The following is a 24,374-nucleotide window of genomic DNA, read 5'->3' as shown; positions in this document are numbered from 1 at the left end:
CTATTCCCCGATGCCCAACAGCTTTCCGAGCAGGTCGGTGAGCTGTCGGCGTTCGGCGACACTCAGCGGGGCGAAGGTCGCGTCGAGAAATCCGGGGACCGCGCCTTCCGCCTGCTTCAGCCGGGTCAGACCCGCCTCGGTGACGGTGACCGCATAGGAGCGCCGATCCTTCGGATTGCGTTCGCGACGTATGTATTCGGCGCCTTCCAAGTCGTCGCAGAGACCCACCATCACGCTGCGATCGATCCGCAATTCCTCGCAGAGCGTCTGCTGCGCGCACGGTCCCGCGCCCGCCAGCATCTTCAGCACCAGATGCTGGCCGACGCCGAGTCCCTGTGCGCCCGCGTGGGTCTCGGCCGCCTTGGCCACCTGCGCGGCGGCCCGACACAGCGCGATATCGACCCGCTCGTCGGCGAGGCGCGGAAAGTAGTTCGCCCTGTCGGGCTCGGCGCCGGATCTCATGTCGACAGACTACCATCCGGAAGCAGATTGTTTGACAACAGATTATCTTCGCCAATATCTTCTTGGCACTGATTCCTCTAGTCGCGGAGCGAACCCATGACCCTCGACCTCACCCCCGACGAGCTGCTTTCCACCACCAGGGCGGTGCGCAAACGCCTCGACTTCACCCGGCCGGTGCCTCGGCGCCTGATCGAGGAATGCGTCGACCTGGCCACCCAGGCGCCCACCGGACGCAACCGCCAGCGCTGGCACTTCCTGGTCGTGACCGACGAGCGCAAGCGCGCGCAGGTCGCCGACATCTTCCGCCGCGCCACCGCATCGGGTTCGGGCCAACCGTTGAGCCACAACGACATTCGCCGCATGAACCACCACCCCGCCTCCACCGCCGCGGTATTCGACGGACTGCGCCACCTGCTCGACAACGCGCACCGGGTGCCCGCCTACGTCATCCCCGCCATCGAGGGCCGCACCGACCGCGCCCCGGTCGAGATCCAAGCCAATACCTGGGGTTCCATCCTCCCGGCCGTATGGAGCTTCATGCTCGCCGCCCGCGCCCGCGGCCTCGGCACCGTGTGGACCTCGGCACAGGGTCCGCTGGAACGTGAACTCGCCCAAACCCTCGGCGTCCCGCACCGGGATGTGATGCTCGCCGCGCTGATCCCCCTCGCCTACACCCTGGGCACCGAATTCAAACCGGCCCCGCGGATTCCGCGCGCGCAGGTGCTGCACTGGGACAACTGGTGAGCCGAAGCGGGCGGCGCGAGGACCCCGCGCGAACCACTATCCTGGCTTGGACGCCGGTTTCATGCGCCGGGAAGGAGGGCGCAGCGTGCGCAGCAAGATATCCGTGGCAATCGCGGCTGGTGAGGGACTCATCGCGCGATTCGGCGAGGTCGTGGTGTATCTCGCCGAGGAGACCGCCTCCACCGACCGAATACTCGGTGCGGTCGAGGCCGTCGCCGAGGACCGACACGCGGGCGCGGCCATCGCCCAGCGCCTGGCCGCCGTGGTCTTCGGCACCGGATCCGAACCCCCGCCCTTCGGCGTGGTCGCCCCCACCGCCGACGGCACCCTGATCCTGCTGCGCGGCCCCGTGAGCGCCGTCATCGAAGGCGCCGAGGGTATGCGCCGCCTCACCGGCGCGCGCGCCTTCACCTGGGTCGACGAGATCGTCCGAGAACCCGTGCGCCGCATCACCGTCGGCGCCGATACCGGCACACCCACCCGCGCCCATCCCCGCTCCGACCTGCACTCCGGGGTGGTGCCGGGCAGCGGATTCGTCCTCGAAACGGTGCGCCGCACCAAGAAACCCGCCGGGGCGGAACCCGCGCGCCCCACGACAGGCTTCCTCACGCCCCCCACAGGCCCGGCCACCGCGCATACCGGCTTCCCCGCCGAACCCGCCGCCGACGCCAACCCCGCCATTCCCCAGCCCGCTCGCCCCACCCCGCCGAATCGCCCCTATATCCCCGTGGGATTCCAGCCCCAGCCCGAGCAGCACCCCGGCTTCACCCGCCCCGGCTTCACCAATGGCAGGCCCGGCGAACCCAGCCTCGGACACCCTTTCCCCACACCGGGATTCACCACCGACCCTTCCCGGGGACCCACCACTCGATTCGGCCAGCCCGTCCCACGCACCCCCGAATACACGCCACCTCCCCCATGGCCGAGCCCGGTAGCGGAATTCGACGCCACTACCCAATACCGACCGCAACAGCCACTCAGCGCGCAGGCGCCTGCCGAACCCGAAGCGCCGTTGCGCCCCTACACGGCGGCACAGCACTACCCACCCGGATTCACCGGAGCGGCACCCGATGACACTCCGGCAACCGCCGGACTCGAAACGGCCGTCCACAACAGCGGACCGGTCGCGCAGCACCGCCCCGCCGAGACAACCCCGGAGTCCAAGGGCCACACCGCCAACGGACAGTCGAGCGCGGAAGCCGCCATCAACTGGCCCAAGACAACGAGATACGGTGCGGCAGACTTGGCCGACGCGACGAACTCGACCGCGACAGCCGACCGGCCCGAGGCGATGCCGGGCACACCCGACACAGCCGGCCACTCCGAAACCCCTGGTCAAGAGTTCGACCCCACCCCGTACGTTCAAGGCGTCATAGGCGCACATCATGACGGCGTATCGGGCTGGGCCGCCACCCCTTATAGCCACTCCGAAGCACTCGGACAACCGAGCGCGATGGACGATTGGGCCAATGGCGTCGTCGGCCCCGATGCCACCGCACAGGACGCCACGAACTCCGAGCAGCCGAGCAGCAACCAACCCTCCGGGCCCGAGACAGGTCGGCACGATCCGGTTGAATGGCCGTACCCGGCAACGGGATCCACCGCGGCCGACTGGTCGAGCGATATAACCGTGCACAGCGGTATCGAACAGCCCGCGAACGCCCGAACCGAGGCGATCGGACGGCCGCGCGCAGCAGTGGAACGCGAACCGAGGCCCGACCTCGACACACAGGGCCGACCCGAAGACGCACCCGACCGGATCGACACCGGGGATCAACCGGCCACCGCACCTTGGGCCGCCGACGAGGTGTGGTCCGGTGAATTGCCGGAGTTCACCGAGAGCTCCGAACCCGCCGCCGCAACCGCATCCCCCAGCGCGGCAATCACATTCGATGTCGACAACCGATTCGGCGACGAAAGCCACTCGGCGCCGGTGGATATCGCGAAGACGAGCACTCCGCAACCGGTCGAGCACATCGACACCAAGGACCAGCCCGCCACCGCGCCCTGGGACGCGGCCGCCGACTCCGCCGCGCAGGAGGCGGTGCACGCCAATGACGCGACGGTGCGATCCACGCGGCCGGAACATATTTCGGGACCGAATCCGATCGGTCCAACCGAAGCGCCCAGCGGCGCGATGCGGTACGGAATGCCGATGTACGGACGCGCGGCCGAACCGACACTGATCGATCGCTCACCTCAGGCAGGCCCGGCAGCGAACCGGATTCTGCCGCCACCGAACTATCCGGCCCAGGATTCCCGAGCCCACTCGTGGCCGCCGCACAACACCGCGCCCCCACCGCTGGAACCTGTTGCCCTGCACCCGTTCCCGCCACCCGATGAGGGCCGGACACGGATCATGCGCCCGGCCGCCGGAATCGGTTCCGGCAGCAACGGCCCAGGCACCCTGGTCATGCACGACGGCTCCGTGCATCCACTGGACCGACCGTATGTGATCGGGCGCGGCCCGCAGTCCGACGATCTGGTGAAGAAGGCTTCCGCCGCACCGCTGGTCCTGCCGCGCGACCGGCACGTCTCCCGCGTGCACGCCTACATCACCGTCGACCGCGGCAAGGTCTATGTGCGCGACGCGGGCACCCGCTCCGGCACCTTCATCGCCGCCTCGGCGGTGGACCAGTGGACCCGCATCACCGGCGACCCCACCGAACTCCCACCCGGTTGGCTCATCCGAATCAGCAACCGTGTCATGACCTTCCGCCCCGGTGATTAGGGCGGGAGTGGCAGGTCTACGACCCGCCACTCCTCCTCCGGTGCTGAGCACACCCCTCGGTGCTCAGCACCGAACTCACACCGCGCGAGCCGATTCCGTGCGATGCACGAGGTCGGCTATCCGGTCGGCGATCGTCGACCAGAGTTCGCGCGGCAGGCCATGGCCCATACCGTCGAAGATCTCGAGTTCCGCGCCCGGTATCGCCGCGGCGGTGGCGCGGCCGCCGCTGCTGCCGATCATGATGTCGGCGGTGCCGTGGATGACAAGCGTCGGCAGCCGCAGCTCCCGTAGGCGGGCGGTGCGGTCGCCGTAGGCCGCCACCGCCGCGCCTTGCCGACCCATACCGGCAGGTTCATAGCCGCGATCGAAGGCCAGGCCCGCACGTCGCGCCACGGCTTCGGCATCGAATTCGAAAGCCGTTCCACTGACAGCCCGCAGCGCACGAACCTGCCAGGCGATGAATTCGGCGCGCTCGCTCGGCGGTTCGCCCAGCGGACCGATGGCCGCGAAATTCGACTCCCCCACCGACGAATCACCGGTGGTCGAGGCGATCGAGGTCAGCGAACGAATGCGGGCGGGATATTCGATGGCCATCGTTTGGGCGATCATGCCGCCCAGCGACATACCGACGACATGCGCCGAATCCACCGCGAGCGCGTCCAGCAGGCCGATCGCGTCACCGGCCATATCCGCGAGCGTGTAGGGCACCTGCGAGAAATCACCCGCCCACACCGCATCGAAATCGAGCGTCCCGACCGTCGGGAAGTGCGTCGACCTGCCGGTATCCCGATTGTCGAATCGCACGATCCGCAGTTCGCGCGCCACCAGTTCCGCGCAGAACTCATCGGGCCAGTGGATCAGCTGCGCGCCGCCACCCATGATCAGCAGCACCGTCGGTGCACCGACCTCACCCAAACTCTCATAGGCCACCGCTATCCGCGACGGCCCTACCTCGCGCATCATTTCTTCGGCCACCCGCTACCTCATTCCGTCTTCGATTCCGAACCGCGCTGCCGAGATCCGGGGATAAAACCCCAGGTCAGCGAGTATGAACCACTACGGGGGTCTTGCCGCAAGCCCATATCCGCGCGATAGTATTGAATCGGGAAAAACGAGTTGAGTCCCGCGAATTTCGCGTCGTCCGTTTTCCCGCATTCCGAGGGATCAAGCAGGCAGGGACGGCCCGCGAATCAATTGCCGCCCCATCCCGGGCGGGCACTATTCGTCACACGACAGCAGTGCGGCGACGAAACCACTCACCGCGTGTCCACCGGAGGCGAAACCCGCTGCGCTCCTCCGGAAATGACACCGGGCGGCAGCGAAGTGCGTCCCCCCTCGAGGCGAACCGGTTCCCGATCTCCGGCCGAAGGATCGACCAGCTCATCGTCGAGATCACCGGTCAACTCCGCGAATTCGGGCACGGCGTAGCCTGCTTCCGCGACCGGCGACGAGTATCCGAGCAGGAATCCGAGCACCGCGCACCCGCCTGCCACCGCCCACCACATATCGGCCTCCGGAACCCACCAGCGCGCTACCGAGGCGACGAATCCGAAGACCATGCCGATACCGAGGGCCGGGACGAGCAGCCGCAGGCCGCGACGGAAACGGTTGTCCGGGAACCTGTTTCGGACGATCGACAGCGTCACATCGGCGATGGCGGCGACGGTCAGAGCCACCAGCGCCAGTCCGAACAACCCGTACACCGACCACAGCGAGCCACGAACATCGGCGACAATGGGCACGCCCGCCAACCGCTCGCCGCCGGTCCCGTAGACCACCACCTCGCCGCCGATCAGCCCGGTGGTCTGCCGTGCCAGCCCGGTGAGGTCGAGGACATAGTGCAGCGTCTCGGTTTTCCCCGGCGCGATGGTCAATTCGACGGCTGTGGCGTAGGAGAAGAAGGTGAGCCCCAGCACCTTCCCGGTCATTTCGACCCGGTGCGCGACCACCGGGGTCTCCGTTTTGTTCAGCAACGCGACCGTGACCCGCGCCCCGGTCTCCGAGGACAGCGGAATGGGCGAATTCGCCGCGGATCCACCGACATCGCGATCATCGATACTCACCATCATGCGCACCCCGTCGGCGGCACGGGCCGGAGCGGACGGCAGCCACGAGAGCCCGACCACCAAGAGCGCCAGAACAATTCGCAAGACTTTCACGACCGCCTCCTATCCACCGCGTCCGAGACGACCCGCCGAGCGAACAACCCCCCGCCGAGCAACAGGGCGAAGACGATCACGATCAGCGTCGAAGTCCCGGTGTCCACCCGGCTGACCAGCACCACATCCAGGGGCGCGACCGCCGATGCCCCGCACCGCAGACTCACCTCGTACCGCCCGACCCCGGCGGACGCAGCGGCCAAGGAGGTCCGAAAGGCCCCATCCGGTCCCGCGACGGTGCTACCGACCCGCGCATCGCCGATCGACAATTCCACCGGACCAAGCGGCGCACATCCGGACCCCGAAGCGGTCACCATCCCGGCCGGAGCGACCGCGACCGGATCCAGCCGCAGCACAGCGGGACCAATTGCGGGTGAAATAGGTTGTGGTGCAACAATATTCGGCCCAGCGGGCACTGCATCGGGCGTCCCGGCGGGAGCAGGAACCGGCGCGGGCGCCTCGGGCGCAGGGGTAGGCACAGGGGCAGGGGCAGGGGCAGGGGCAGGGGCAGGGGCAGGGGCAGGCACGGGAACCGCCGGACCGGGCGAATCACCCTCGGGCGGCGCTTCGGAGGTAACCGGCGGCCCCGCGGGCACGGTCCCCGGCGGCGGCTCGGTAGTCGGCGGCGGCGCACTGCTCATCGGCGGCAGCGGCGGAATACTGATCGGTGGCACAGAGGGCAAAACGATCGGCGGAGGGCACACCGGTTGCCCGGCACACGGCCCCGGCGGCACCCGAGTCGGCGGCGCCGCCCCGACCATCCCACCCGACCAGAGCAAGATCACCAATAAGCCGCACGCCACCCAGAGCGTGCGAGTCCCCCTGCGCTGCCGAGCGGCGCCCTCGACACGCGCGGCGATCGGTATCCGCATCCCCATCGGCACACTGCCTTCGATCGGGTCGATGACCAGTAATATCGTAAGTCCGCACCGCTGGATTACCCGGCGGTAGATCACGATTTGCCACGCGATATCCGGCAGGGTGCGATAAAACCGACCGATAGGTTAGGTGACTCCACCGGCAGGGCGAGGGCACACCGAACCGCTCGCCGAGTGGAGAGGACAATGGTCACATGCACCGAAATGGGCCGAGCCGGGATATCGACGAATCCGCCCTGCGCGTCAGCGCGCCCAAGGCGCAGGCCGCTGGTGTGACAGCGGTGGCGGTAGCGCTCAAGCGCTCCGTCGAGGAGATGGGTGTGTTGCGCACCGCCCGCACCCTGTCGCGGGTCAATCAGGTACACGGGTTCGACTGTCCGGGTTGCGCCTGGCCGGAACCCTCCGGCCACCGCCGCCCCGCCGAATTCTGTGAGAACGGCGCGAAGGCCGTCGCCGAGGAGGCGACGCTGCGCACCGTCACCCCGGAATTCTTCGCGACCCATTCGGTCGCCGAGTTGGCGGAGAAGTCCGGCTACTGGCTGGGTCAGCAGGGTCGACTCACCCATCCGATGGTGTTGCACCCCGGCGACACCCACTACTCCCCCATCGCCTGGGCCGACGCCTACCGGCTCATCGCCGAGAATCTGCGCGCCCTGAGTTCCCCGAACGAGGCGCTGTTCTACACCTCGGGCCGCACCGCCAATGAGACGGCGTTCCTCTATCAACTGCTGGTGCGCGGCTTCGGCACCAACAACCTGCCCGACTGCTCGAACATGTGCCACGAATCCTCGGGCGCCGCGCTGACCAGTTCCATTGGTATCGGCAAGGGTTCGGTCACCATCGACGATTTCGCCGCGGCCGACCTGATCATCGTCGCCGGTCAGAATCCGGGCACCAACCACCCGCGCATGCTCAGCGCCCTGGGCCGCGCGAAGGCCAACGGCGCCAAGGTGATCGCCATCAACCCGCTCCCCGAGACGGGGCTGATGGGTTTCCGCGACCCGCAGACGATCAAGGGTTTCACCACCGGCATCCCCATCGCCGATGATTTCCTGCAGATCCGTCTCGGCGGCGATATGGCGCTGTTCCAGGGCTTGGGCCGGTTGCTGTTCGAGGCCGAGGATCGGGCGCCGGGCACGGTGGTCGATCGCGCCTTCGTCGACGCGCACACGGCGGGTTTCGCCGAATACGAGAAGCAGACGCGCGCGGTCGATCCGGCCGTGGTCGAGGAGGCGACGGGTCTGAGCCGCGCGCAGATCGAGCGCACCGCCGACCTGCTGGCGCGATCGCGCAGCGTCATCATCTGCTGGGCCATGGGCCTGACCCAGCAGACGCACGGGGTGGCCACCATCGAGGAGGCCACCAATCTGCTGCTGGTGCGCGGCATGATCGGCAAGCCCGGCGCGGGTGTCTGCCCGGTGCGCGGTCACTCCAACGTGCAGGGCGACCGCACCATGGGTATCTGGGAGAAGATGCCCGATACCTTCCTCGACGCGCTGGACCGCGAGTTCGGTATCGCCTCCCCGCGCGAACACGGCTGGGATACCGTCGATTCCATTCGCGCCATGCGCGACGGCCGGGCCAGGGTATTCCTCGGCATGGGTGGCAATTTCGTCTCGGCCACCCCCGATACCGAGGTCACCGAGGCGGCACTGCGCAATTGCGCGCTCACCGTGCAGATCTCCACCAAACTCAATCGCAGCCACGTGGTGCACGGCGCGACCGCGCTGATTCTGCCCACCCTGGGCCGCACCGACACCGATCTGCAGGGCGGGGTGAAACAGCAGGTGTCGGTGGAGGATTCCATGTCCATGGTGCACCTGTCGACGGGTCGACTGGATCCGGTCAGCACGGAATTGCGCAGCGAGGTCGCTATCGTCTGCGAACTCGCCGAGGAGCTGTTCGGGCCGGATCATCCGGTGCCGTGGCGGGCGCTGCGTTCCGATTACGACCGGATCCGCGACGCCATCGCCAGGGTGGTGCCCGGCTGCGCCGACTACAACGCGAAGGTCCGGCAGCGCAACGGATTCCAGCTTCCGCATCCGCCGCGCGACGCCCGCGAGTTCCACACCGCGACCGGCAAGGCGAATTTCGCGGTCAACGAACTGACCTGGCTGCCCGTCCCGCAGGACCGGCTCATCCTGCAGACGCTGCGCAGCCACGACCAGTACAACACCACCATCTACGGCCTGGACGACCGCTATCGCGGTATCCACAATGGCCGCAAGGTGGTTCTGGTGCATCCGGACGATATCGTCGCCGCGGGCTTCGCCGAGGGCGACCTGGTGGATATCGTCACCGAGTGGAACGACGGCATCGAGCGCCGGGTCACCGGATTCCGGTTGGTCGGCTACTCGACCCCGCGCGGCAATGCCGCCGCCTACTACCCGGAGACCAATCCGCTGGTTCCGCTCGATCATGTGGCGGAGCGTTCCAATACGCCGGTGTCCAAGGCTGTCGTGGTGCGGTTGGAGCGCCACGAGCATGGCTAGGGTCACGGCGCGTCGGCCCATGCGCCGGATCACGCCGACCGGCGCGGTGCAGCGGCCCGACACCCTCGCGGTGGAGGAGCCGCTGGAAATGCGCATCGCGGGCGAATCGCTGGTGGTCACCATGCGCACGCCCGGCGGCGATATCGATCTGGCGCACGGATTCCTGTTGAGCGAGAACATCATCGGTGACGCGGCCGATATCGTGGCCGCCCGCTACTGCGCGGGCGCCGACGACGAGGGCCGCAATACCTACAACGTGCTCGATATCAGCCTACGCGAGCCGTACCGACCCAAACCGCGCACATTCCTTTCCACCGGCGCGTGTGGGTTGTGCGGGAAAACCGCGCTGGACGACGTGCGAACCAGCACCCGCTATCCGCTACCGGAGCCGACCCCGCTGGTCGAGATCGAGACCCTGGCCGGACTGCCCGCGGCGCTGCGGGCCGAGCAGTCGGTCTTCGAGGTCACCGGCGGATTGCACGCGGCGGGTCTGTTCACCGCCGAGGGCGCACCGTTGGTGGTGCGCGAGGATATCGGCAGGCACAACGCCGTCGACAAGGTGATCGGCTGGGCAGTGCGGGAAAACCGCGTCCCGGCGCGCGATCTGGTGCTCATCGTGAGCGGACGGGCCAGTTTCGAACTGGTCCAGAAGGCCGTGATGGCGGGTATTCCGGTGCTGGGCGCGGTCTCGGCCCCCAGTTCGCTGGCCGTGGACCTGGCCGCCCAATCCGGTCTCACCCTGGTCGGATTCCTGCGCGGACCGACCATGAACATCTACACCGGCGCGGAACGGTTGATCGAGTCCCGCGTCGCCGCCGCCCGATAGCTGCACACGAGGGTGTCGGACCCGGTCCGACACCCTCCGAGTGCGGAGGGCGCGGTCAGTCCTTGAGCGCCTCGAGCAGCGCGGCGCGCTGCCGGGCTCCGAGGCCACCGATGCGGCGGTCCTCCGGGATCTCCGCCTGATCCATCAGCTTGGCCGCCTTGACCGGTCCGACGCCGGGCAGGGCCTTGATGACGGCGGCGACCTTCGTCTTCTTCACCAGATCGTCGCTGTCGGCCTTCTTGAGCAGGTCGGCGACCGAAACCTTGCCCGCCTTCACCTTGCCGATCAGTTCGGAACGCGCCTTGCGAACAGCCGCCGCCTTGGCCAACGCCTCAGTGCGTTGTTCCGCGGTCATGGTAGGCAGTGCCATGTCTCCTCCGCTTTCACTCGTCACTCGAACATCTGGTTGGACCGGACCGAGTAAACCGCACGACGTCGATGGCGCGACGCCGACACACCGGGACGCGGTAGCGATGAGTTTTCTGGCGGCCGCCCCGACAAATGCCTGCGGGCGCGGCGAACCGGACGAATTGGCTCGACACCGCGTGGCTCGCCCTCGGTGCACGCGAGGTAACGAGCGGAGCTGAAATGTCGACTCCATAGGTGCGAGCACCTGATCGGGAACAGGGTTCAACGGCGAACCAGGGAAATCGATGCGGATTTCCGCGATGGGAGCGGCGAGCCACCGGCATCGTCGGCACCGAATCCCGAAATCGTGCCCACACGGGGGAAACCCGAATCCGCCCCGCCGAGGGTGATCCGGTCGTGAAAGGGCCGCGATCGCCGTCGACGGGGCTCGCCACATCCCACCGAAATGCGTTTGCGGACTGATATGCTGCATGCTAGAACACGTTCCAATTTCACGGGAGTTACCATGGCGCAACAGATTCGGGCCACCATCGAGCGCTACGTCACGGCCGTCGGCTCGGGCGACACCGACGACATCCTGGCCCTCTACGCCCCCGAGGCCACCGTCGAGGATCCGGTGGGGACACCGATCCGCACCACCCGCGAACAACTGCGCGAGTTCTATGACGTCCTCACCGGACTCGAACGCCACGCCGAACTGCACGAGGACGCGGTCCGCATCGCCGACCGACACGCCGCCTTCCGCTTCACCCTCGTCACCACCGTGGCAGGTCAGCGCTTCACCGTATCCCCCATCGACGTCATGGAATTCGATGCCGACGGCCGAATCCTGACCATGCGCGCCTTCTGGGGCTCCGAGGACCTGCGAGCAGAACCGATCTGACCCCTCCGGTGCTGCGGTTCGGGCCGTGAGAGTGTACGTTAAAATCCTCGCGCCTACCGGGACGATCGACGCAGGAAGGGATCTCGGTCCTGCCCACGCGAGATCCCTTACCGTCCAGCCTGTTTGGAGCCGCATGCCCGACCAGCAACCCGACGACGACGTCGCCTTCCTCGCGGCGCGCGTCGAGCGGGCCCGTGGCCGCCTGGCCTACCAGTTCGACCCAGCGCTCAACGAGGCACTGTCCGAGGACGAACTCCAGGCCGAACGCGAACTCGCCGAACGCATCCGCACCCTGGACCGCGAGCAGCGCTGGAAGCACTCGCAGGCTCAGGGCGTGGCCTCGGACCGGGTCAGGGATACGGTCGAGGAGATCGAGAAGGCCGACATCCGGGATCTGATGGCCGCCCGCAGGGCCATCGCCTCCCAGCGCCGCGAGTCCAGCCCGCACGCCAGGCTGGCCTCGCTGTACCGAGCCAGGGCCTGGTCGCTGCGCGCGCTGGCCGGGGTGGTGGTCGCGGGCATGCTGTGGTCGGCGGTCAACGTGCAGCACAATATCGCGCCGACGGGTGCGGCCGATCCGCTCTACTGGTTCAGCTACCTCATCGAGGCCATGATCAGCGCGTGTCTGGTCATCATCATGATCGGCACCAACAAGGTCGCCGAGTGGGGCATTCTGGACAGCCGCCGCAAGGTGGCCATGGCCGAGGTCGCGCTATTGGCACTCACGGTCGGCCTCAACACCTATCCGTATGTGCACAAGGGCAATTGGTACGACGCGGCGGTGCACGGCATCGCCCCGGTCATGATCGGTGTCGCCCTCCTGGTGCACGACGCGGCGAGTGCGCGCTACGGCCTCGCCATCACGCGCGCCACCCAATTGGTCCGCGATTCCCCGGACCCGGTGAGCGGCGAACACGCCGAATCGGCCGAGGAGCCGCAGGCCGACACCTCCAATCCGCATCCGGCGTATTCGCAGATGCCCCCCGGCGCGCTCGATGACGACGCCCCGCAGACGGAGTTCCAACGCGAGATGGCCGACCTGTCGGCCCGTTTCCAGTCGTCGCGCTAATCACGACCTCAAGCGAAGCGTTCGACAAGCAGCGCCACCGCGATAACGATCATCGCGATCCCCGAGACGCGGCTCAACACCTTGGCCGCACCGGGCCGATTCCGCAATAGGGCCTGCGCCGCCAACCCAACTCCGAGGTAGACGACACCGCAGGTCACGGTGTGCACCATGCCCAGTGTGCCGATCTGAATCGCCATGGGCCACTGGCCGTTTCGATCGGTGAACTGCGGCAGCAGCGCCAGGAACAGCAGCAGCGCCTTCGGATTGAATCCGCTGATGCCCGCGCCCTGCCGAATTCGCGCACCCCACGGCGTCGGCTCGCCGAGCATCACCTCCGGCGGCCCACCCGGCCGCAACAGCGCCGTACCTCCCAGCCAGAGCAGATATGCCGCGCCCGCCGTGGTCAGCACGGTCAGCGCCGCCGGGTTGCGCGCCACCACCGCCGCCACTCCCCCGGCGACCACCAGGGTCAATCCCACATATCCCACGATCAACCCGCCGACCGAGGGCAGCACCGAGCGCTCCCGCGCCCCCGCCCCGATGACATAGGCCCAGTCCGCACCCGGAACCAGGACGAGCAGGAACGACACCAGCCAAAAGGCGGCGACGGAACCGGCGGCCACGACTGTCTCCCTCTTCTCGACAAACACCGTTATTTCTCTCGAAGAGGAGACTAATTCCAGTGTGGCCGAACAGGATTCCAAGTATTTTCGGCGAATCGCCCCGGCGTGGAAGAATCTTCTCCGTGGATGCCATAGATCGGAAGATCCTTGCCGAGCTCCAGCGCAACGGCCGGATCACCCTCACCGACCTCGCCGCCAAAGTGCGGTTGAGCCTGTCACCGTGCCATCGCCGGTTGCGGGAATTGGAGGCCAATGGCGCGATTCGCGGCTACCGCGCCGTGGTGGACGCGGCCGCGGTGGGCCTGACCTTCGAGGCCATCGTGTTCGTGAGCATGAATCAAGAAGACCGAGGCACCGTCTCGGCCTTCGAACAGGCGCTCACCGAAATCCCCCAGGTCGTCCAGGCACAGCGCCTCTTCGGCGAACCCGACTATCTACTGCGGGTAGTCGCCGCCGACCTCACGGCCTTCCAGCGGCTCTACGACGACCGACTGGCGACCCTGCCGGGCGTGGGCCGACTGACCTCGACCCTGGTAATGAAGCAGATCGTCACCGACCGGGCACTGCCGCTCTAGGACACAGGCCCTAGCGGATCAAGCCGACTTCTCCCGACGCTCGGGCCGCTGCGGCTTGCGCGGGACGATGGTGGGCAGCACATTGTCGTTGACGGTGTCGGCATCGACGACGACCTTGGCCACATCGTCGCGGCTCGGGATGTCGTACATCACGGGGAGCAGCACCTCCTCCATGATGGCGCGCAGACCGCGCGCACCGGTGCCGCGCAGGATCGCCTGATCCGCGACGGCCTCCAGCGCGTCCTGGGTGAACTCCAGGTCGACGCCATCCATTTCGAAGAGGCGAATGTACTGCTTGACCAGCGCGTTCTTCGGCTCGGACAGGATCTTGATCAGCGATTCCTTGTCCAGATTGGTCACCGAGGCCACGATCGGCAGGCGGCCGATGAACTCCGGAATCAGACCGAACTTGATCAGATCCTCCGGCATCACCTCGGCGAAGTGATCGGTGGTATCGATCTCGGCCTTGGAACGCACCTCGGCGCCGAAGCCGATACCGCGATGGCCGATGCGGTCGGAGATGATCTTCTCCAGACCCGCGAACGCGCCCGCCACGATGAACAGCACATTGGTGGTGTCGATCTGGATGAACTCCTGATGCGGATGCTTGCGCCCGCCCTGCGGGGGAACGCTCGCCTGGGTGCCCTCCAGAATCTTCAGCAGCGCCTGCTGCACGCCCTCACCCGACACGTCGCGGGTGATGGACGGGTTCTCGCTCTTGCGGGCGATCTTGTCGACCTCGTCGATGTAGATGATGCCCGTCTCGGCGCGCTTGACGTCGTAATCCGCGGCCTGGATCAGCTTGAGCAGGATGTTCTCCACATCCTCGCCGACATAGCCCGCCTCGGTCAGCGCCGTGGCGTCGGCGATGGCGAAGGGGACATTGAGCATCTTGGCCAGCGTCTGCGCCAGGTAGGTCTTACCGCAGCCGGTGGGGCCGAGCATGAGGATGTTGGACTTGGTGAGTTCGACTGTCTCCCCGCGACTGTCTCGGCTCTTGTCGCCCGCTTGGATGCGCTTGTAGTGGTTGTAGACGGCGACGGCGAGGGTGCGTTTGGCGGTGTCCTGCCCGATGACGTAGTTCTCCAGGAAATCCCGGATCTCGGCAGGCTTGGGCAGCTCATCGAGTTTGACCTCACTGGACTCGGCCAGCTCCTCCTCGATGATCTCGTTGCACAGATCGATGCACTCGTCGCAGATGTACACCCCTGGTCCCGCAATGAGCTTCTTGACCTGCTTCTGGCTCTTTCCGCAGAACGAGCACTTCAGCAGATCGCCGCCGTCTCCGATGCGCGCCATCTCGTGGGTCCCTACTTCCTTGTCCGCGTGCAACCGTCGTTCCTGATTGCCAGCCGTCTGCCATCCTCGGGCGATTCGGGGACGCCGCTGCCGATTCCGGCGGGAGGGGCAGTGCTGTCAACCGGGAGCAAAGGTTCCTAGGTTGACCGTACCCGGTGTGCGCGACCGAGGGCGACAACTCGAGCATGTTTCTCGTCGGGGTTGTGCGGGTTCTCACCGGAGCATCGCCCGCACCTCGACCCGGCGGCCGGCAACCGCCGCCGTCCCGATCGACCCGACACCGCCGCGCCGGACCCGAATCGGATCGGTGCGCAACACCGTAGCCCAACGGCGGGACGGGCCGTCCACCGGCCCGTCACCAGCCGTATTCCACTGCCGCACAGCAACTTCCGAGCCATCTACTGGGCTATCGAATCCGCCGCCCCGAACAAGGACCGCAATCCTGCGTCCCGATCCGGTCCAGGCCCGGCGGAGCCGGAAAACTGCCTACTTCTTGGCGCTCAGCTTGCGGTATTCGAACACCGTGTCGACGATGCCGTACTCCTTGGCGTCCTCGGCGGTCAGGATCTTGTCGCGATCGGTGTCCTTGCGGATGGTGTCGGCGTCCTTGCCGGTGTGGCGGGCCAGCGTGGTCTCCATGAGCCTGCGCATCCGCTCGATCTCGGCGGCCTGGATCTCCAGATCCGAGACCTGACCCTGAATGCCGCCCTCCACCGAAGGCTGGTGGATCAGCACGCGGGCATTGGGCAGGCAGGCGCGCTTGCCGGGAGTGCCCGCGGCCAGCAGCACCGCGGCGGCCGAGGCGGCCTGACCCAGGCAGACGGTGGCGACATCGGCGCGCACGTACTGCATGGTGTCGTAGATCGCCATCAGCGAGGTGAACGAACCACCGGGCGAATTGATGTACATGGTGATGTCGCGGTCGGGATCCAGGGATTCCAGCACCAGCAACTGCGCCATGATGTCATTGGCCGAGGCGTCGTCCACCTGCACGCCGAGGAAGATGATCCGCTCCTCGAACAGCTTGTTATAGGGGTTGGACTCCTTGACACCGAAGCTCGAGTGCTCGATGAACGAGGGCAGAATGTAACGCGACTGCGGCATCGCGGGAGCTGTGCCGCTCAGGCCTGCGCGCGGATCGATCAGGGCCATCTTCTCTCCAAAGTCTGTGTGGGTGAGCGGGATACGCGCTGCTTACCTCGCGCCGTTCTGGTTCGCGCGGCTGATCACGTGGTCGATGAAGCCGTACTCCAGCGCCTCGGCGGCGGTGAACCAGCGGTCGCGATCGGCGTCGGCGGCGACCTGCTCCACCGATTTGCCGGTGTGCTGGGCCTGCAACTCGTTCAGCTCGCGTTTGGTGTGGGCGAACTGCTCGGCCATGATCGCGATATCGGCGGCCGAACCACCGATACCCGCCGAGGGCTGATGCATCATGATGCGCGCGTGCGGCAGCGCGAAACGCTTGCCCTTGGTGCCCGCGGTGAGCAGGAACTGCCCCATCGAGGCCGCCAAACCCATTCCGTACGTGCGGATATCGCAGTCGGCGTACTGCATCGTGTCGTAGATGGCCATACCCGCCGTGACCGAGCCGCCCGGCGAGTTGATGTACAGCGCGATATCGCGCGTGGGGTCCTCGGCCGACAGCAGCAGGATCTGAGCGCACAACTTATTGGCGATATCGTCGTCGACCTGGGTGCCCAGGAAGATGATGCGCTCGCGCAGCAGCCGCTCGTAGACCGAATCGCTGAGGTTGAGACCAGCCGTCGCGGATGTCATGACGACCCCTGCCTGGTTGATTGTCACGGGTACCTGCCTTCTCTCGCCGGCTCGTTGCTGATGATCCGAGCAGCCATCTGTTCGCTTGTCAGAAACATTAACGAAGCAGGGCGGCACCGAACTCCCGGCACCGCCCATTCTTCGCTTACAGCGCAATCACGCGCCCGGTCCCACGGACTACTCGGCCGAGGCCACGACCTCTTCGGCCGCCGCATCCTCGGCTTCGGAATCGGCAGGCGCGCCGAACATTTCGGCGGTGTCCACCGCATTGCCCGCCGAATCGGTGACCTTCACCTGTGTGACCACACCGGCCAGCGCCTTGCCCCGGCGCACATCGGCGAAGATCGCGCCCAACTGACCGGCCTGCTGCACCTGCTGGATGAACTGCTCGGGCGAGAGGCCGTAGCGCTGCGACTGGAACAGGATGCGCTCGGTGAGCTCCTCCTGGCCGACCTGGGTGCCCTCGGCCTCGGCGATGGCGTCCAGCAGCAGCTGGGTCTTCACCGACTTCTCCGCCGACTCCTTGGTGTCGTTGTCGAATTCCTCGCGGCTGGAACCCTGCGCCTCGAGCGCCTCGGCGAGCTTGGCCTCGTCGTGATCGAAGGGGTGCACCGCATCGTGCAGGACGGCGTCGATCTCGGCCTGGACGACCTTCTCCGGCAGCGGCACCTCGACCTGCTCGAGCAGGGTCTCGAGCACCTTGTCGCGGATCTCGCCCGCCTGCTCCACCTTCTTGACGCGCTCGACGCGGGTCTTCAGGTCTTCCTTCAGCTCGTCGAGGGTGTCGAACTCGGATGCCAGCTGGGCGAATTCGTCATCGGCCTCGGGCAGTTCGCGCTCCTTGACGGTCTGCACCTTGACGGTGATGACCGCCTCCTTGCCCGCGTGCTCACCCGCGACCAGCGTGGAGGTGAAATCCTTCGACTCGCCCGCCGACAGGCCGATCAGGGCCTCGTCGAGCCCCTCGATCAACTGGCCGGAGCCGACCTCGTGCGACAGGCCGGTGGTGGCGGCCTCGGGGACCTCGGCGCCGTCGACGGTGGCCGACAGGTCGATGGAGACGAAATCGCCCTCGGTGACCGGGCGCTCGACACCGGTCAGGGTGCCGAAACGCTGGCGCAGCGACTGCAGTTGCTCCTCGATGTCCTCATCGCCGATGGTGAACGCGTCGACGGAGACCTCGATGGCGGTGTAGTCGGGCAGCGCGATCTCGGGGCGGACGTCGACCTCGGCGGTGAAGGCCAACTCCTGGCCGTCCTCGATCTTGGTGATCTCGATCTCGGGCTGACCGATGACCTTCACCTCGGTGCTGGTGACAGCCTCGCTGTAGCGGCCGGGCAGCGCGTCGTTGACGACCTGCTCCAGGATCGCGCCACGACCGAGGCGGGCCTCGAGCAGCCGGGCAGGCGCCTTGCCGGGCCGGAAGCCCGGAATGCGCACCTGCTTGGCCAGGGTCTTGTAGGCGCGGTCGAAGTCGGGCTTGAGCTCATCGAAGGGCACCTCGACATTGATCCGGACCCTGGTCGGGCTCAGCTGCTCGACGGTGCTCTTCACGGACATGCTCCTTGTTCGTCGTTCGTAACGGGTGGGCGCAACCCTCATCAAGGGATGGGCGAACGATGAGGGACGCGGCAAACGCATCCGCTCCAGGCTAGTCGACCGGCCCGAGCGCCCTTCAGGCGGTGTGTGTCTACTTGCCGACCGCGACCGCGTCGGTCACGAAGACCAGGGTCTCGTTCGGTTTGATGCCATTGCCGCCGCTGCCGTAGCCCAGATCCGGCGGCACGATCAACAACCTGCGCGCGCCCTGCTGGACACCGACCAAACCTTGATCCCAACCCTGGATGACCCGGCCCGCGCCCAGGGTGAGCTGGAACGGCTTGCCCCGGTCGAAGGAGCTGTCCTTCTTCTTGTGGTCCGACCACGTCACCAGGGCGTAGTTCATGGTCAGCGGCTCGCCAACGGCCGCGCCCGGCCCCTTGCCCGCGACCAGGTCCTTGACGATCAACTGCTTGGGCGGATCACAGTCGTCCGGGATGGTGATCTTCGGCGCGGCGCCGAATCCGCCGTCGACGCCGATATCCTCGGCCGCGCATTCGCGGCCCTTGCCCTGCGCGGACTGCGCGGCGACGGTGGAGGATTTTGCCGGGGCGGTGGACTTGTCATCGCTCGAACCGCAGGCGGTGAGCGCGAGGGCGGCCGCGGCGGCCGTGCCGAATCCGATGATCCTGGCGAGTGCATGCATGGGCCGAACCTAAACCACCGCGACCACCCACGCGTGGTTGCCGTCGGGTTGCGGGTCACCGGGGCTTGCCTCTAGCGTTGGCGAACGGCGAAGTGGGCATACGAGAAAGAACGCCGTGAGCATTGATAATGGGTCCGCACAGGCAGGCCCCGAATTCGTTTCGATCATCATTCCCGTCTACAACGGGCTTCCCGACTTGGACGAACAACTCGCCGGGCTCGCCGAACAGGACTATCAGGGGTCCTATGAGGTGATAGTCAGCGACAACGGCTCCAAAGACGGTCTGCGCGAACATATTTCGAACCATCCGCTGACCTCGCGACTCGGGCTGCGCTACGTCGACAGCTCGGCCAAGCGCGGCGCTCCCTTCGCCCGCAACAATGCGGCCAAGGTGGCCAAGGGCGAGTTCCTGGCCTTCGTCGACCAGGACGACCGGGTGTATCCCGGCTGGTTGAGCGCGCTGGTGCGGACCGCCGCCGACTACGACGCCGTCAGCGGCGCACTGGAGGTGACCTCGCTCAACACGCCCGAGGTCGCGCTGTCGCGGCCGCTGCCCGCACCGGAGGACGGCTTCCCGACCCACTGGCTGCCCTACGCCAACGGCAACAACACCAGCTACTGGCGCAGCGCCTTCGAGAAGATCGGCGGCTACGACGAGGAATTGATCATCGCCGGGGACGATGTCGACATCTCGTGGCGGCTGCAACTGGCCGGACTGCGCTTCGGGCACGCCTCGGACGCACTGGTCGCCTATCGGCTGCGGCACGACTGGGACGCCGCCTGGCAGCAGTCGGTGAACTACGGCTACGGGGCCGTACAGGTATATGTGAAACACCGGGCCAATGGCTGCCCGCGGCTGCCGTGGCAGGCGACCCTGCAGTCGCTGCTGATGACCGTACGGCACAATCCGTATATTCCGTTGACCCGCAACAGAATTCCACACGGACTATGGGTGCTGCACGCGGGCGTGTTCGTCGGGCGGATCCGCGCGAGCCTGCGCTACCGGACCTACTACGGCTGAAACCTCCTTGCCCGCGCCGGATCCGCGGGCGACCATCGCACCTCGACGGCGTGCGGCTCGCGCCCTTCCAGACAACCTGCGCAGACTGCGCGACCGAGGACTCGACCGCAAACGTGCCATGGCGCTGCGCGAATACACCCTCGGCCTCGAGGCCCTGGACCGGTTCGTCGCGGGCGAACCCCTGTGGCGGGTGCATGAGGCGGTGTTCGCCGTGCTCGCGCTGGCGCCCGAACCCGTCGACCCGCGCCTGTGAAGCCCGGCGGCGCGGACACCACCCGGCAGACGCGCCGCCCGCCTTCCCTCTGCGTGTCCACCCGAATCCGCGCCTATATTGGCTCAGGCCCTTCCGTTCAGCCATAAGGAGATTCGGATGCGCACCACATCGATCCTCACCTCCCTGCTCGGCGCGGCCGCATTGGTCGCCTTCGCCGCCCCCGCCGCCCACGCCGACCCGGATCAGGGCACCCTGCGCGTAGTGGCCACCACGGGCGCCGACCACCTCCCCGTCGCGGGCGCCCAATTCGGTATCACCACCTGCCGCGCGGGCTCGGTCCTGGCCACCCTCACCACCGGAGGCGACGGCACCGCCACCCGCGATTTCCCCCCGGACTGCTACATGGCCGAAATCACCAAAACCCCCTCCGGCTGCTCCCTGGCGAGCATGGCCTACCTCCAAATCGAGGTAACCCCCGCCGCCACCGCCACCCTCCCCTTCGAATTCCACTGCGCCTGAACCGATCCCCCAGGGGTTGAAAGGCGCTCGGGGTGAATGGATTTGAAGCTGCGACCCTCCGCTCCCCAATATCGCAGAATTGATCATGGTGCCTGGCGTTCATTCCACCCTCACGATCGAAGGCAAACCGGCGGCACATCGTAAAGGACTGCCCCGGTATTGAATTCGCTCCTCGAGTACTGTGGGAACCCGCTCCGGACGCAGCCCGTCAACGATATGCTGTCGTCGAAAACGTAAGGTGCCCGAAGGGGTCACGGGAAATGTCCTCGGTGACTTTTTTGGGGGTAGGCAATGACATTGGAAGCTCACGCGCAGGCCATCGCGGATACAGCGGACTGGGTCCGACGGCAATCGGACGATATGGCCGATGCCATCGAAAAGCGTGTCCAGGAACTGTCGGACTTCCTCGGTGACGCCTGGTCGGGCGCGGGCGCGTCGTCGCACGAAATCCCGTGGCGGGACTGGGCAGACGGCGCCGAGCGGATGGTCGCGTCCTTCTACACCGATGTCGATGCGCTGTACAGCGCCGCAAACATGTACACCACCACCGAGATACGGAACAAGAAGTCGATCGATCGGCTCATATGGGCGACGGATCTGCCGCCGGACAGAGCCTGACACAACCCGATAGGCATCCGCGTGACAACCGACTACGGAGTCGATCTGAACGGACTCCAGTATCAAATCGACGCTACCGCCAAACTGGAGTCGGCGCTCGCTGCGCTCGCCGAGGAGATCGACCGCTCTGTGGCAGACCTACACATCACCTGGATCGGTGTGGGTGCGACAGCCCACAAGACAGCACACGACAGCAGGATTCGGGCACTTGCCGACATGACCGAGGCGTTGGCGACACTGCGGCAACGCCTGGCCCACGCGCACGCCGCCTATGCGAAGGTCGGGCCGACCAATCACCAGATGTGGCCACGGATATGAGTGCCCCGCCGACGCCGACTCCCACGCCGACACCTTCACCGTCGGGGATCGACACGACGGCCCCGAAGCCCGCCGCCCCGACGACACCACCGAAGGTTTTGCCCGCGCCGCCGCCACCCCCGGCCCCGCCACCGCCTCCGACGGTTCCGCTGATCCGGTTCTTCGCCTTGAAATACTGCGACGCAGGCGACGAATTCGGTGCAATCGCAGGCACGATCGCCGAAGTCCACGGCGCGCTGCTACAAACACTGAACTATTGCACCGGGATGGCCGGAAGCGACAATTCGGGTAAGCAATTCGTCGACACCTACGACAATGCGGCGCACTTGGCGGTCTCGGCGTCGTCGACTTTGGCCACCGCGTGCGTGGAAACCCGGAACTTGATCCTCACCGGTGCCTACAATCACGCCGTCGCGGACGCCAACGCGCACCACTCGAACGCCCCACAACCGGATAAGCCGTATCTGACACCTGATCCGTGCCTATCCACCACGGTGGGGTCCGCAGCCGATGACGACTCCGACGTTCCCTTCGGCTGGTCGCTTGTCGGAGATCTCATCCAATACGCGTGGCCGAACGGCAAACCGGGCAAACTGCATGCCGCCGCCAACGCCTGGCACAATGCGGCTACCGACTACCGATCGATGACCTCCGGAGTCGCCCGCGCCATCGATTTGCTGGGGGCCAATCGATCCGACGAGATCGGCACCGCGGTCGCCACCTGCGGACAACGGCAGTCCGACCTCAACGATCTCGCCGACGCGTGCCAAACCATCGGCGACGCCTGCGGCGACTTCGCCAACAACCTCGAAGCGGCACAGCACCAGATCCTCGATGAACTGGGCGATCTCCTCGCGCAAACCGCCGGATTCGAAGTACTCTTCGCCGCGCTGGCTCCCCTCACCGAAACCGCATCCGAATGGGTCGGAAACACGGCCATCGCGGGACGAGTCACCGCCACAGCGTCACGGATCGCCGAGATCATCGGGTCCTTCGTCACTCGTGCGGGGGAATTCATCGCAAGCAGAGTGGGGCCGATCCTCGGCCGCCTGAAACCACTCCTGGAACGACTGCAGAAATGGGTCGAGGAAGCCAAGACAAAGCTGGCCAAATTCGGCAAGGACGACGAACCCCCTGGGTCTAATCCCTCCAACACTCCAGGAAACCCCGAATTCGACAAGCGGATCGAGGAACTCGCGAAGGACCCGGCGAAGAATGGCAAGATATCGCCCCAGTCTCGAAGGGAAGCGGCAGTCGGTTTGTCGGCAGAGCGCGATGGATTGATACCGGGTCCAATTACGCGAGCACAACCGGGTCCGAATAACGAGGACATGGGCGAATTCGTGGATGCAGACGGAAGCCGATGGGATGTGAAGAGTTCCCCTGATGTTCGGCCGAGCTATCGACCGGGTGCAGGCACTCCATTGCCGAATCCGCAGTCCGAACAAGATTTCGTCACGATGGTCGAAAGTAGTCTGAACCATGGTGAGGGTGTCCTTCTCGATCCGGATGGAATGACCCCTGGCCGACTGGCTCAAGTACAGAGCCTCGTCCATGCCAATCCCCAGTGGCAAGGCAAGGTAATATGGACGCGGTGAACAAGAGCTATGGTCGAACTCGGGCGGCAGTTCGCCGGTGGCCCGACGACCGAGATACCCGCAATGCGCTCGAAAGTTATCTCGACGGATTGCCGGTCGACGCAATGGCGGAGATTACCGTGTCGACGGTACTCGCCGCCGCCGGACTCGATTTCACTGGCGCCGATTTGTCCGCACTCGACCTGAACAGCGCAGACTTGGCCGACGCGATACTGCGCAATGTGCCGATGACCGAAGCGGACCTTTACGAATCATGGCTTTCGGGTGCCGACCTGAGCGGTGCAGATCTCAGCGGATCAGATCTGCGGAAAGTCGAGGCTCGCGGCTGCCGTGGCGTACGGGCGAGGTTTTGCGGCGCCGATCTACAGAAGAGCGACTTCGGCGGCAGCGACCTGCGCGGCGCCGATTTCGGTGACACACAGTTGAGAAAGGTGCTGTTCACAGAATCCGATCTTACGGAAGCCGATTTCAGTGGATGCACTTTCGATGGTTTATCCCTCGCCAAATCCAGAATGTGGGGCTGCGTACTGATCGGCGCGTCCGGCATAGTAACAGGACCGGTCAATGTAGGTAAGGAATCGCCCGAACTGCTGGATGGAAGAGAATTAGAAAGCTGGTTCCGCGGCAGTGGTGCCATCAGTATCACTGTCGCTCGGTGAGACGGGGCAGTGCGGCTCGCGTTGGGCACAGCCAACGCCGATCCATCGGGAACCAATATCAACGATAAGCCCCCGACCCGAGCAAATGCGCGAAAATGGCGGCGGAACTGTGAAGACGGAACATGTACGTGGCGGCTTCAACATCAACATATGCAGGCGTGGCGGTAAATACAACGGCCGGCCCCGTGTTCGGATAGCAAATCCCACAGAACGCAAACCACGCAACGCTCACCAACTTAATCGAGTCGAAATCCATACACGCAGGCCGAGTCGCCGCTGACACTGCGGTCGCGGCG

The 24,374-nt window shown here is 66.2% G+C and carries 24 protein-coding genes and 1 pseudogene; 14 read left to right on the top strand and 11 right to left on the bottom strand.

What is annotated here, in order from left to right; genetic code table 11:
• Positions 1 to 462, bottom strand: a complete 462-nt coding sequence (locus tag D5S18_RS28515) for a MarR family winged helix-turn-helix transcriptional regulator (RefSeq protein WP_120044210.1) — start codon at positions 460 to 462, stop codon at positions 1 to 3.
• 96 nt (positions 463 to 558) lie between these two features.
• Between D5S18_RS28515 and D5S18_RS28510 the strand changes: the two genes are divergently transcribed.
• Both D5S18_RS28510 and D5S18_RS28505 read left to right on the top strand, forming a co-directional pair.
• Complete coding sequence (locus D5S18_RS28510; RefSeq protein WP_120044209.1) at positions 559 to 1,206, top strand: nitroreductase family protein; 648 nt, start codon at positions 559 to 561, stop codon at positions 1,204 to 1,206.
• Between the two features lie 85 nt (positions 1,207 to 1,291).
• Positions 1,292 to 3,937, top strand: a complete 2,646-nt coding sequence (locus D5S18_RS28505) for an FHA domain-containing protein (protein ID WP_147404243.1) — start codon at positions 1,292 to 1,294, stop codon at positions 3,935 to 3,937.
• 75 nt (positions 3,938 to 4,012) lie between these two features.
• Here D5S18_RS28505 and D5S18_RS28500 read toward each other — a convergent pair whose 3' ends face one another.
• The 3 genes from D5S18_RS28500 to D5S18_RS35080 form a co-directional block, all read right to left on the bottom strand.
• Positions 4,013 to 4,912: an alpha/beta fold hydrolase gene (locus D5S18_RS28500; protein WP_120044207.1), complete on the bottom strand. Its 900-nt coding sequence runs from the start codon at positions 4,910 to 4,912 to the stop codon at positions 4,013 to 4,015.
• 281 nt (positions 4,913 to 5,193) lie between these two features.
• Positions 5,194 to 6,096 (bottom strand): hypothetical protein, encoded by a 903-nt coding sequence (locus D5S18_RS28495; RefSeq protein WP_120044206.1) that lies wholly within the window; start codon positions 6,094 to 6,096, stop codon positions 5,194 to 5,196.
• Positions 6,093 to 6,371 carry a hypothetical protein gene (locus D5S18_RS35080; RefSeq protein WP_158608014.1) on the bottom strand — a complete coding sequence of 93 codons (279 nt, stop codon included), beginning with the start codon at positions 6,369 to 6,371 and terminating at the stop codon, positions 6,093 to 6,095. The genes D5S18_RS28495 and D5S18_RS35080 overlap by 4 nt, the downstream gene beginning before the upstream one ends.
• Positions 6,372 to 7,168: 797 nt before the next feature.
• On the opposite strand from D5S18_RS35080, the gene D5S18_RS28485 reads away from it, so the two are divergent.
• Together D5S18_RS28485 and fdhD are read left to right on the top strand one after the other, a co-directional pair.
• Positions 7,169 to 9,466: an FdhF/YdeP family oxidoreductase gene (locus D5S18_RS28485; RefSeq protein WP_120044205.1), complete on the top strand. Its 2,298-nt coding sequence runs from the start codon at positions 7,169 to 7,171 to the stop codon at positions 9,464 to 9,466.
• Positions 9,459 to 10,292 carry a formate dehydrogenase accessory sulfurtransferase FdhD gene (gene fdhD, locus D5S18_RS28480; RefSeq protein WP_120044204.1) on the top strand — a complete coding sequence of 278 codons (834 nt, stop codon included), beginning with the start codon at positions 9,459 to 9,461 and terminating at the stop codon, positions 10,290 to 10,292. Before D5S18_RS28485 ends, fdhD begins: the two co-directional genes overlap by 8 nt.
• 55 nt (positions 10,293 to 10,347) lie before the next feature.
• Here fdhD and mihF read toward each other — a convergent pair whose 3' ends face one another.
• Complete coding sequence (mihF, locus tag D5S18_RS28475; protein ID WP_040687687.1) at positions 10,348 to 10,662, bottom strand: integration host factor, actinobacterial type; 315 nt, start codon at positions 10,660 to 10,662, stop codon at positions 10,348 to 10,350.
• Between the two features lie 504 nt (positions 10,663 to 11,166).
• Here mihF and D5S18_RS28470 point away from each other — a divergent pair.
• Positions 11,167 to 11,544, top strand: coding sequence for a nuclear transport factor 2 family protein (locus D5S18_RS28470; RefSeq protein WP_120044203.1), 378 nt, complete (start codon positions 11,167 to 11,169; stop codon positions 11,542 to 11,544).
• A gap of 133 nt (positions 11,545 to 11,677) precedes the next feature.
• Entirely contained in the window at positions 11,678 to 12,613 is a 936-nt protein-coding gene (locus D5S18_RS28465; RefSeq protein WP_239004058.1) for a hypothetical protein, read from the top strand.
• 8 nt (positions 12,614 to 12,621) lie between these two features.
• Here the strand turns inward: D5S18_RS28465 and D5S18_RS28460 are convergent, their stop codons facing one another.
• Positions 12,622 to 13,236 (bottom strand): LysE family translocator, encoded by a 615-nt coding sequence (locus D5S18_RS28460; protein WP_120044202.1) that lies wholly within the window; start codon positions 13,234 to 13,236, stop codon positions 12,622 to 12,624.
• A 122-nt stretch (positions 13,237 to 13,358) separates the two neighbouring features.
• On the opposite strand from D5S18_RS28460, the gene D5S18_RS28455 reads away from it, so the two are divergent.
• A complete protein-coding gene (locus tag D5S18_RS28455) occupies positions 13,359 to 13,811 on the top strand; it encodes an Lrp/AsnC family transcriptional regulator (RefSeq protein WP_120044201.1) in 453 nt (150 codons plus the stop codon).
• Positions 13,812 to 13,829: 18 nt separating this feature from the next.
• On the opposite strand, the gene clpX is transcribed toward D5S18_RS28455, so the two are convergent.
• From clpX to D5S18_RS28430, 5 genes are all read right to left on the bottom strand, one after another.
• A complete protein-coding gene (gene clpX, locus D5S18_RS28450) occupies positions 13,830 to 15,110 on the bottom strand; it encodes an ATP-dependent Clp protease ATP-binding subunit ClpX (protein ID WP_120044200.1) in 1,281 nt (426 codons plus the stop codon).
• Positions 15,111 to 15,596: 486 nt separating this feature from the next.
• Entirely contained in the window at positions 15,597 to 16,262 is a 666-nt protein-coding gene (locus tag D5S18_RS28445) for an ATP-dependent Clp protease proteolytic subunit (protein ID WP_120044199.1), read from the bottom strand.
• Between the two features lie 42 nt (positions 16,263 to 16,304).
• The gene (locus D5S18_RS28440; RefSeq protein ID WP_120044198.1) at positions 16,305 to 16,886 is read right to left on the bottom strand and encodes an ATP-dependent Clp protease proteolytic subunit; all 582 of its coding nucleotides are present in this window, start codon (positions 16,884 to 16,886) and stop codon (positions 16,305 to 16,307) included.
• A gap of 177 nt (positions 16,887 to 17,063) precedes the next feature.
• Positions 17,064 to 18,440 (bottom strand): trigger factor, encoded by a 1,377-nt coding sequence (gene tig, locus D5S18_RS28435; protein WP_369410437.1) that lies wholly within the window; start codon positions 18,438 to 18,440, stop codon positions 17,064 to 17,066.
• Positions 18,441 to 18,576: 136 nt separating this feature from the next.
• Positions 18,577 to 19,131, bottom strand: a complete 555-nt coding sequence (locus D5S18_RS28430) for an FKBP-type peptidyl-prolyl cis-trans isomerase (protein WP_120044196.1) — start codon at positions 19,129 to 19,131, stop codon at positions 18,577 to 18,579.
• 115 nt (positions 19,132 to 19,246) lie between these two features.
• On the opposite strand from D5S18_RS28430, the gene D5S18_RS28425 reads away from it, so the two are divergent.
• The 7 genes and pseudogenes from D5S18_RS28425 to D5S18_RS28395 all read left to right on the top strand — a co-directional run bounded on the left by D5S18_RS28425 (position 19,247) and on the right by D5S18_RS28395 (position 24,078).
• Positions 19,247 to 20,152: a glycosyltransferase family 2 protein gene (locus D5S18_RS28425; protein ID WP_239004057.1), complete on the top strand. Its 906-nt coding sequence runs from the start codon at positions 19,247 to 19,249 to the stop codon at positions 20,150 to 20,152.
• A gap of 67 nt (positions 20,153 to 20,219) precedes the next feature.
• Positions 20,220 to 20,405: pseudogene (locus tag D5S18_RS28420) on the top strand (hypothetical protein); the annotation flags it as partial.
• A gap of 117 nt (positions 20,406 to 20,522) precedes the next feature.
• On the top strand, positions 20,523 to 20,885 hold the full coding sequence (locus D5S18_RS28415; RefSeq protein WP_120044194.1) for a prealbumin-like fold domain-containing protein: 363 nt from the start codon (positions 20,523 to 20,525) through the stop codon (positions 20,883 to 20,885).
• A gap of 291 nt (positions 20,886 to 21,176) precedes the next feature.
• On the top strand, positions 21,177 to 21,503 hold the full coding sequence (locus D5S18_RS28410; protein WP_120044193.1) for a WXG100 family type VII secretion target: 327 nt from the start codon (positions 21,177 to 21,179) through the stop codon (positions 21,501 to 21,503).
• A gap of 21 nt (positions 21,504 to 21,524) precedes the next feature.
• Positions 21,525 to 21,821, top strand: coding sequence for a WXG100 family type VII secretion target (locus tag D5S18_RS28405; RefSeq protein ID WP_158608013.1), 297 nt, complete (start codon positions 21,525 to 21,527; stop codon positions 21,819 to 21,821).
• A gap of 167 nt (positions 21,822 to 21,988) precedes the next feature.
• Entirely contained in the window at positions 21,989 to 23,419 is a 1,431-nt protein-coding gene (locus D5S18_RS28400; protein WP_120044191.1) for a WXG100-like domain-containing protein, read from the top strand.
• On the top strand, positions 23,416 to 24,078 hold the full coding sequence (locus D5S18_RS28395; protein ID WP_158608012.1) for a pentapeptide repeat-containing protein: 663 nt from the start codon (positions 23,416 to 23,418) through the stop codon (positions 24,076 to 24,078). Before D5S18_RS28400 ends, D5S18_RS28395 begins: the two co-directional genes overlap by 4 nt.
• Positions 24,079 to 24,374 lie beyond the last annotated feature (296 nt).

The sequence above is a fragment of the Nocardia panacis genome (assembly GCF_003598715.1).
In the GTDB taxonomy this organism is placed as follows: domain Bacteria; phylum Actinomycetota; class Actinomycetes; order Mycobacteriales; family Mycobacteriaceae; genus Nocardia; species Nocardia panacis.
Note: the sequence above shows the minus strand (reverse complement) of the source record. Positions and strands in the feature narration are given on the sequence as shown.

Bases quoted from the DNA above. Each gene is read 5' to 3' on its own strand.
- D5S18_RS28515 (WP_120044210.1), bottom strand. From the start codon at position 462: ATGAGATCCGGCGCCGAGCCCGACAGGGCGAACTACTTTCCGCGCCTC.
- D5S18_RS28510 (WP_120044209.1), top strand. From the start codon at position 559: ATGACCCTCGACCTCACCCCCGACGAGCTGCTTTCCACCACCAGGGCG.
- D5S18_RS28485 (WP_120044205.1), top strand. From the start codon at position 7,169: ATGCACCGAAATGGGCCGAGCCGGGATATCGACGAATCCGCCCTGCGC.
- fdhD (WP_120044204.1), top strand. From the start codon at position 9,459: ATGGCTAGGGTCACGGCGCGTCGGCCCATGCGCCGGATCACGCCGACC.
- mihF (WP_040687687.1), bottom strand. From the start codon at position 10,662: ATGGCACTGCCTACCATGACCGCGGAACAACGCACTGAGGCGTTGGCC.
- D5S18_RS28470 (WP_120044203.1), top strand. From the start codon at position 11,167: ATGGCGCAACAGATTCGGGCCACCATCGAGCGCTACGTCACGGCCGTC.
- D5S18_RS28465 (WP_239004058.1), top strand. From the start codon at position 11,678: ATGCCCGACCAGCAACCCGACGACGACGTCGCCTTCCTCGCGGCGCGC.
- clpX (WP_120044200.1), bottom strand. From the start codon at position 15,110: ATGGCGCGCATCGGAGACGGCGGCGATCTGCTGAAGTGCTCGTTCTGC.
- D5S18_RS28445 (WP_120044199.1), bottom strand. From the start codon at position 16,262: ATGGCCCTGATCGATCCGCGCGCAGGCCTGAGCGGCACAGCTCCCGCG.
- D5S18_RS28440 (WP_120044198.1), bottom strand. From the start codon at position 16,886: ATGACATCCGCGACGGCTGGTCTCAACCTCAGCGATTCGGTCTACGAG.
- D5S18_RS28430 (WP_120044196.1), bottom strand. From the start codon at position 19,131: ATGCATGCACTCGCCAGGATCATCGGATTCGGCACGGCCGCCGCGGCC.
- D5S18_RS28415 (WP_120044194.1), top strand. From the start codon at position 20,523: ATGCGCACCACATCGATCCTCACCTCCCTGCTCGGCGCGGCCGCATTG.
- D5S18_RS28410 (WP_120044193.1), top strand. From the start codon at position 21,177: ATGACATTGGAAGCTCACGCGCAGGCCATCGCGGATACAGCGGACTGG.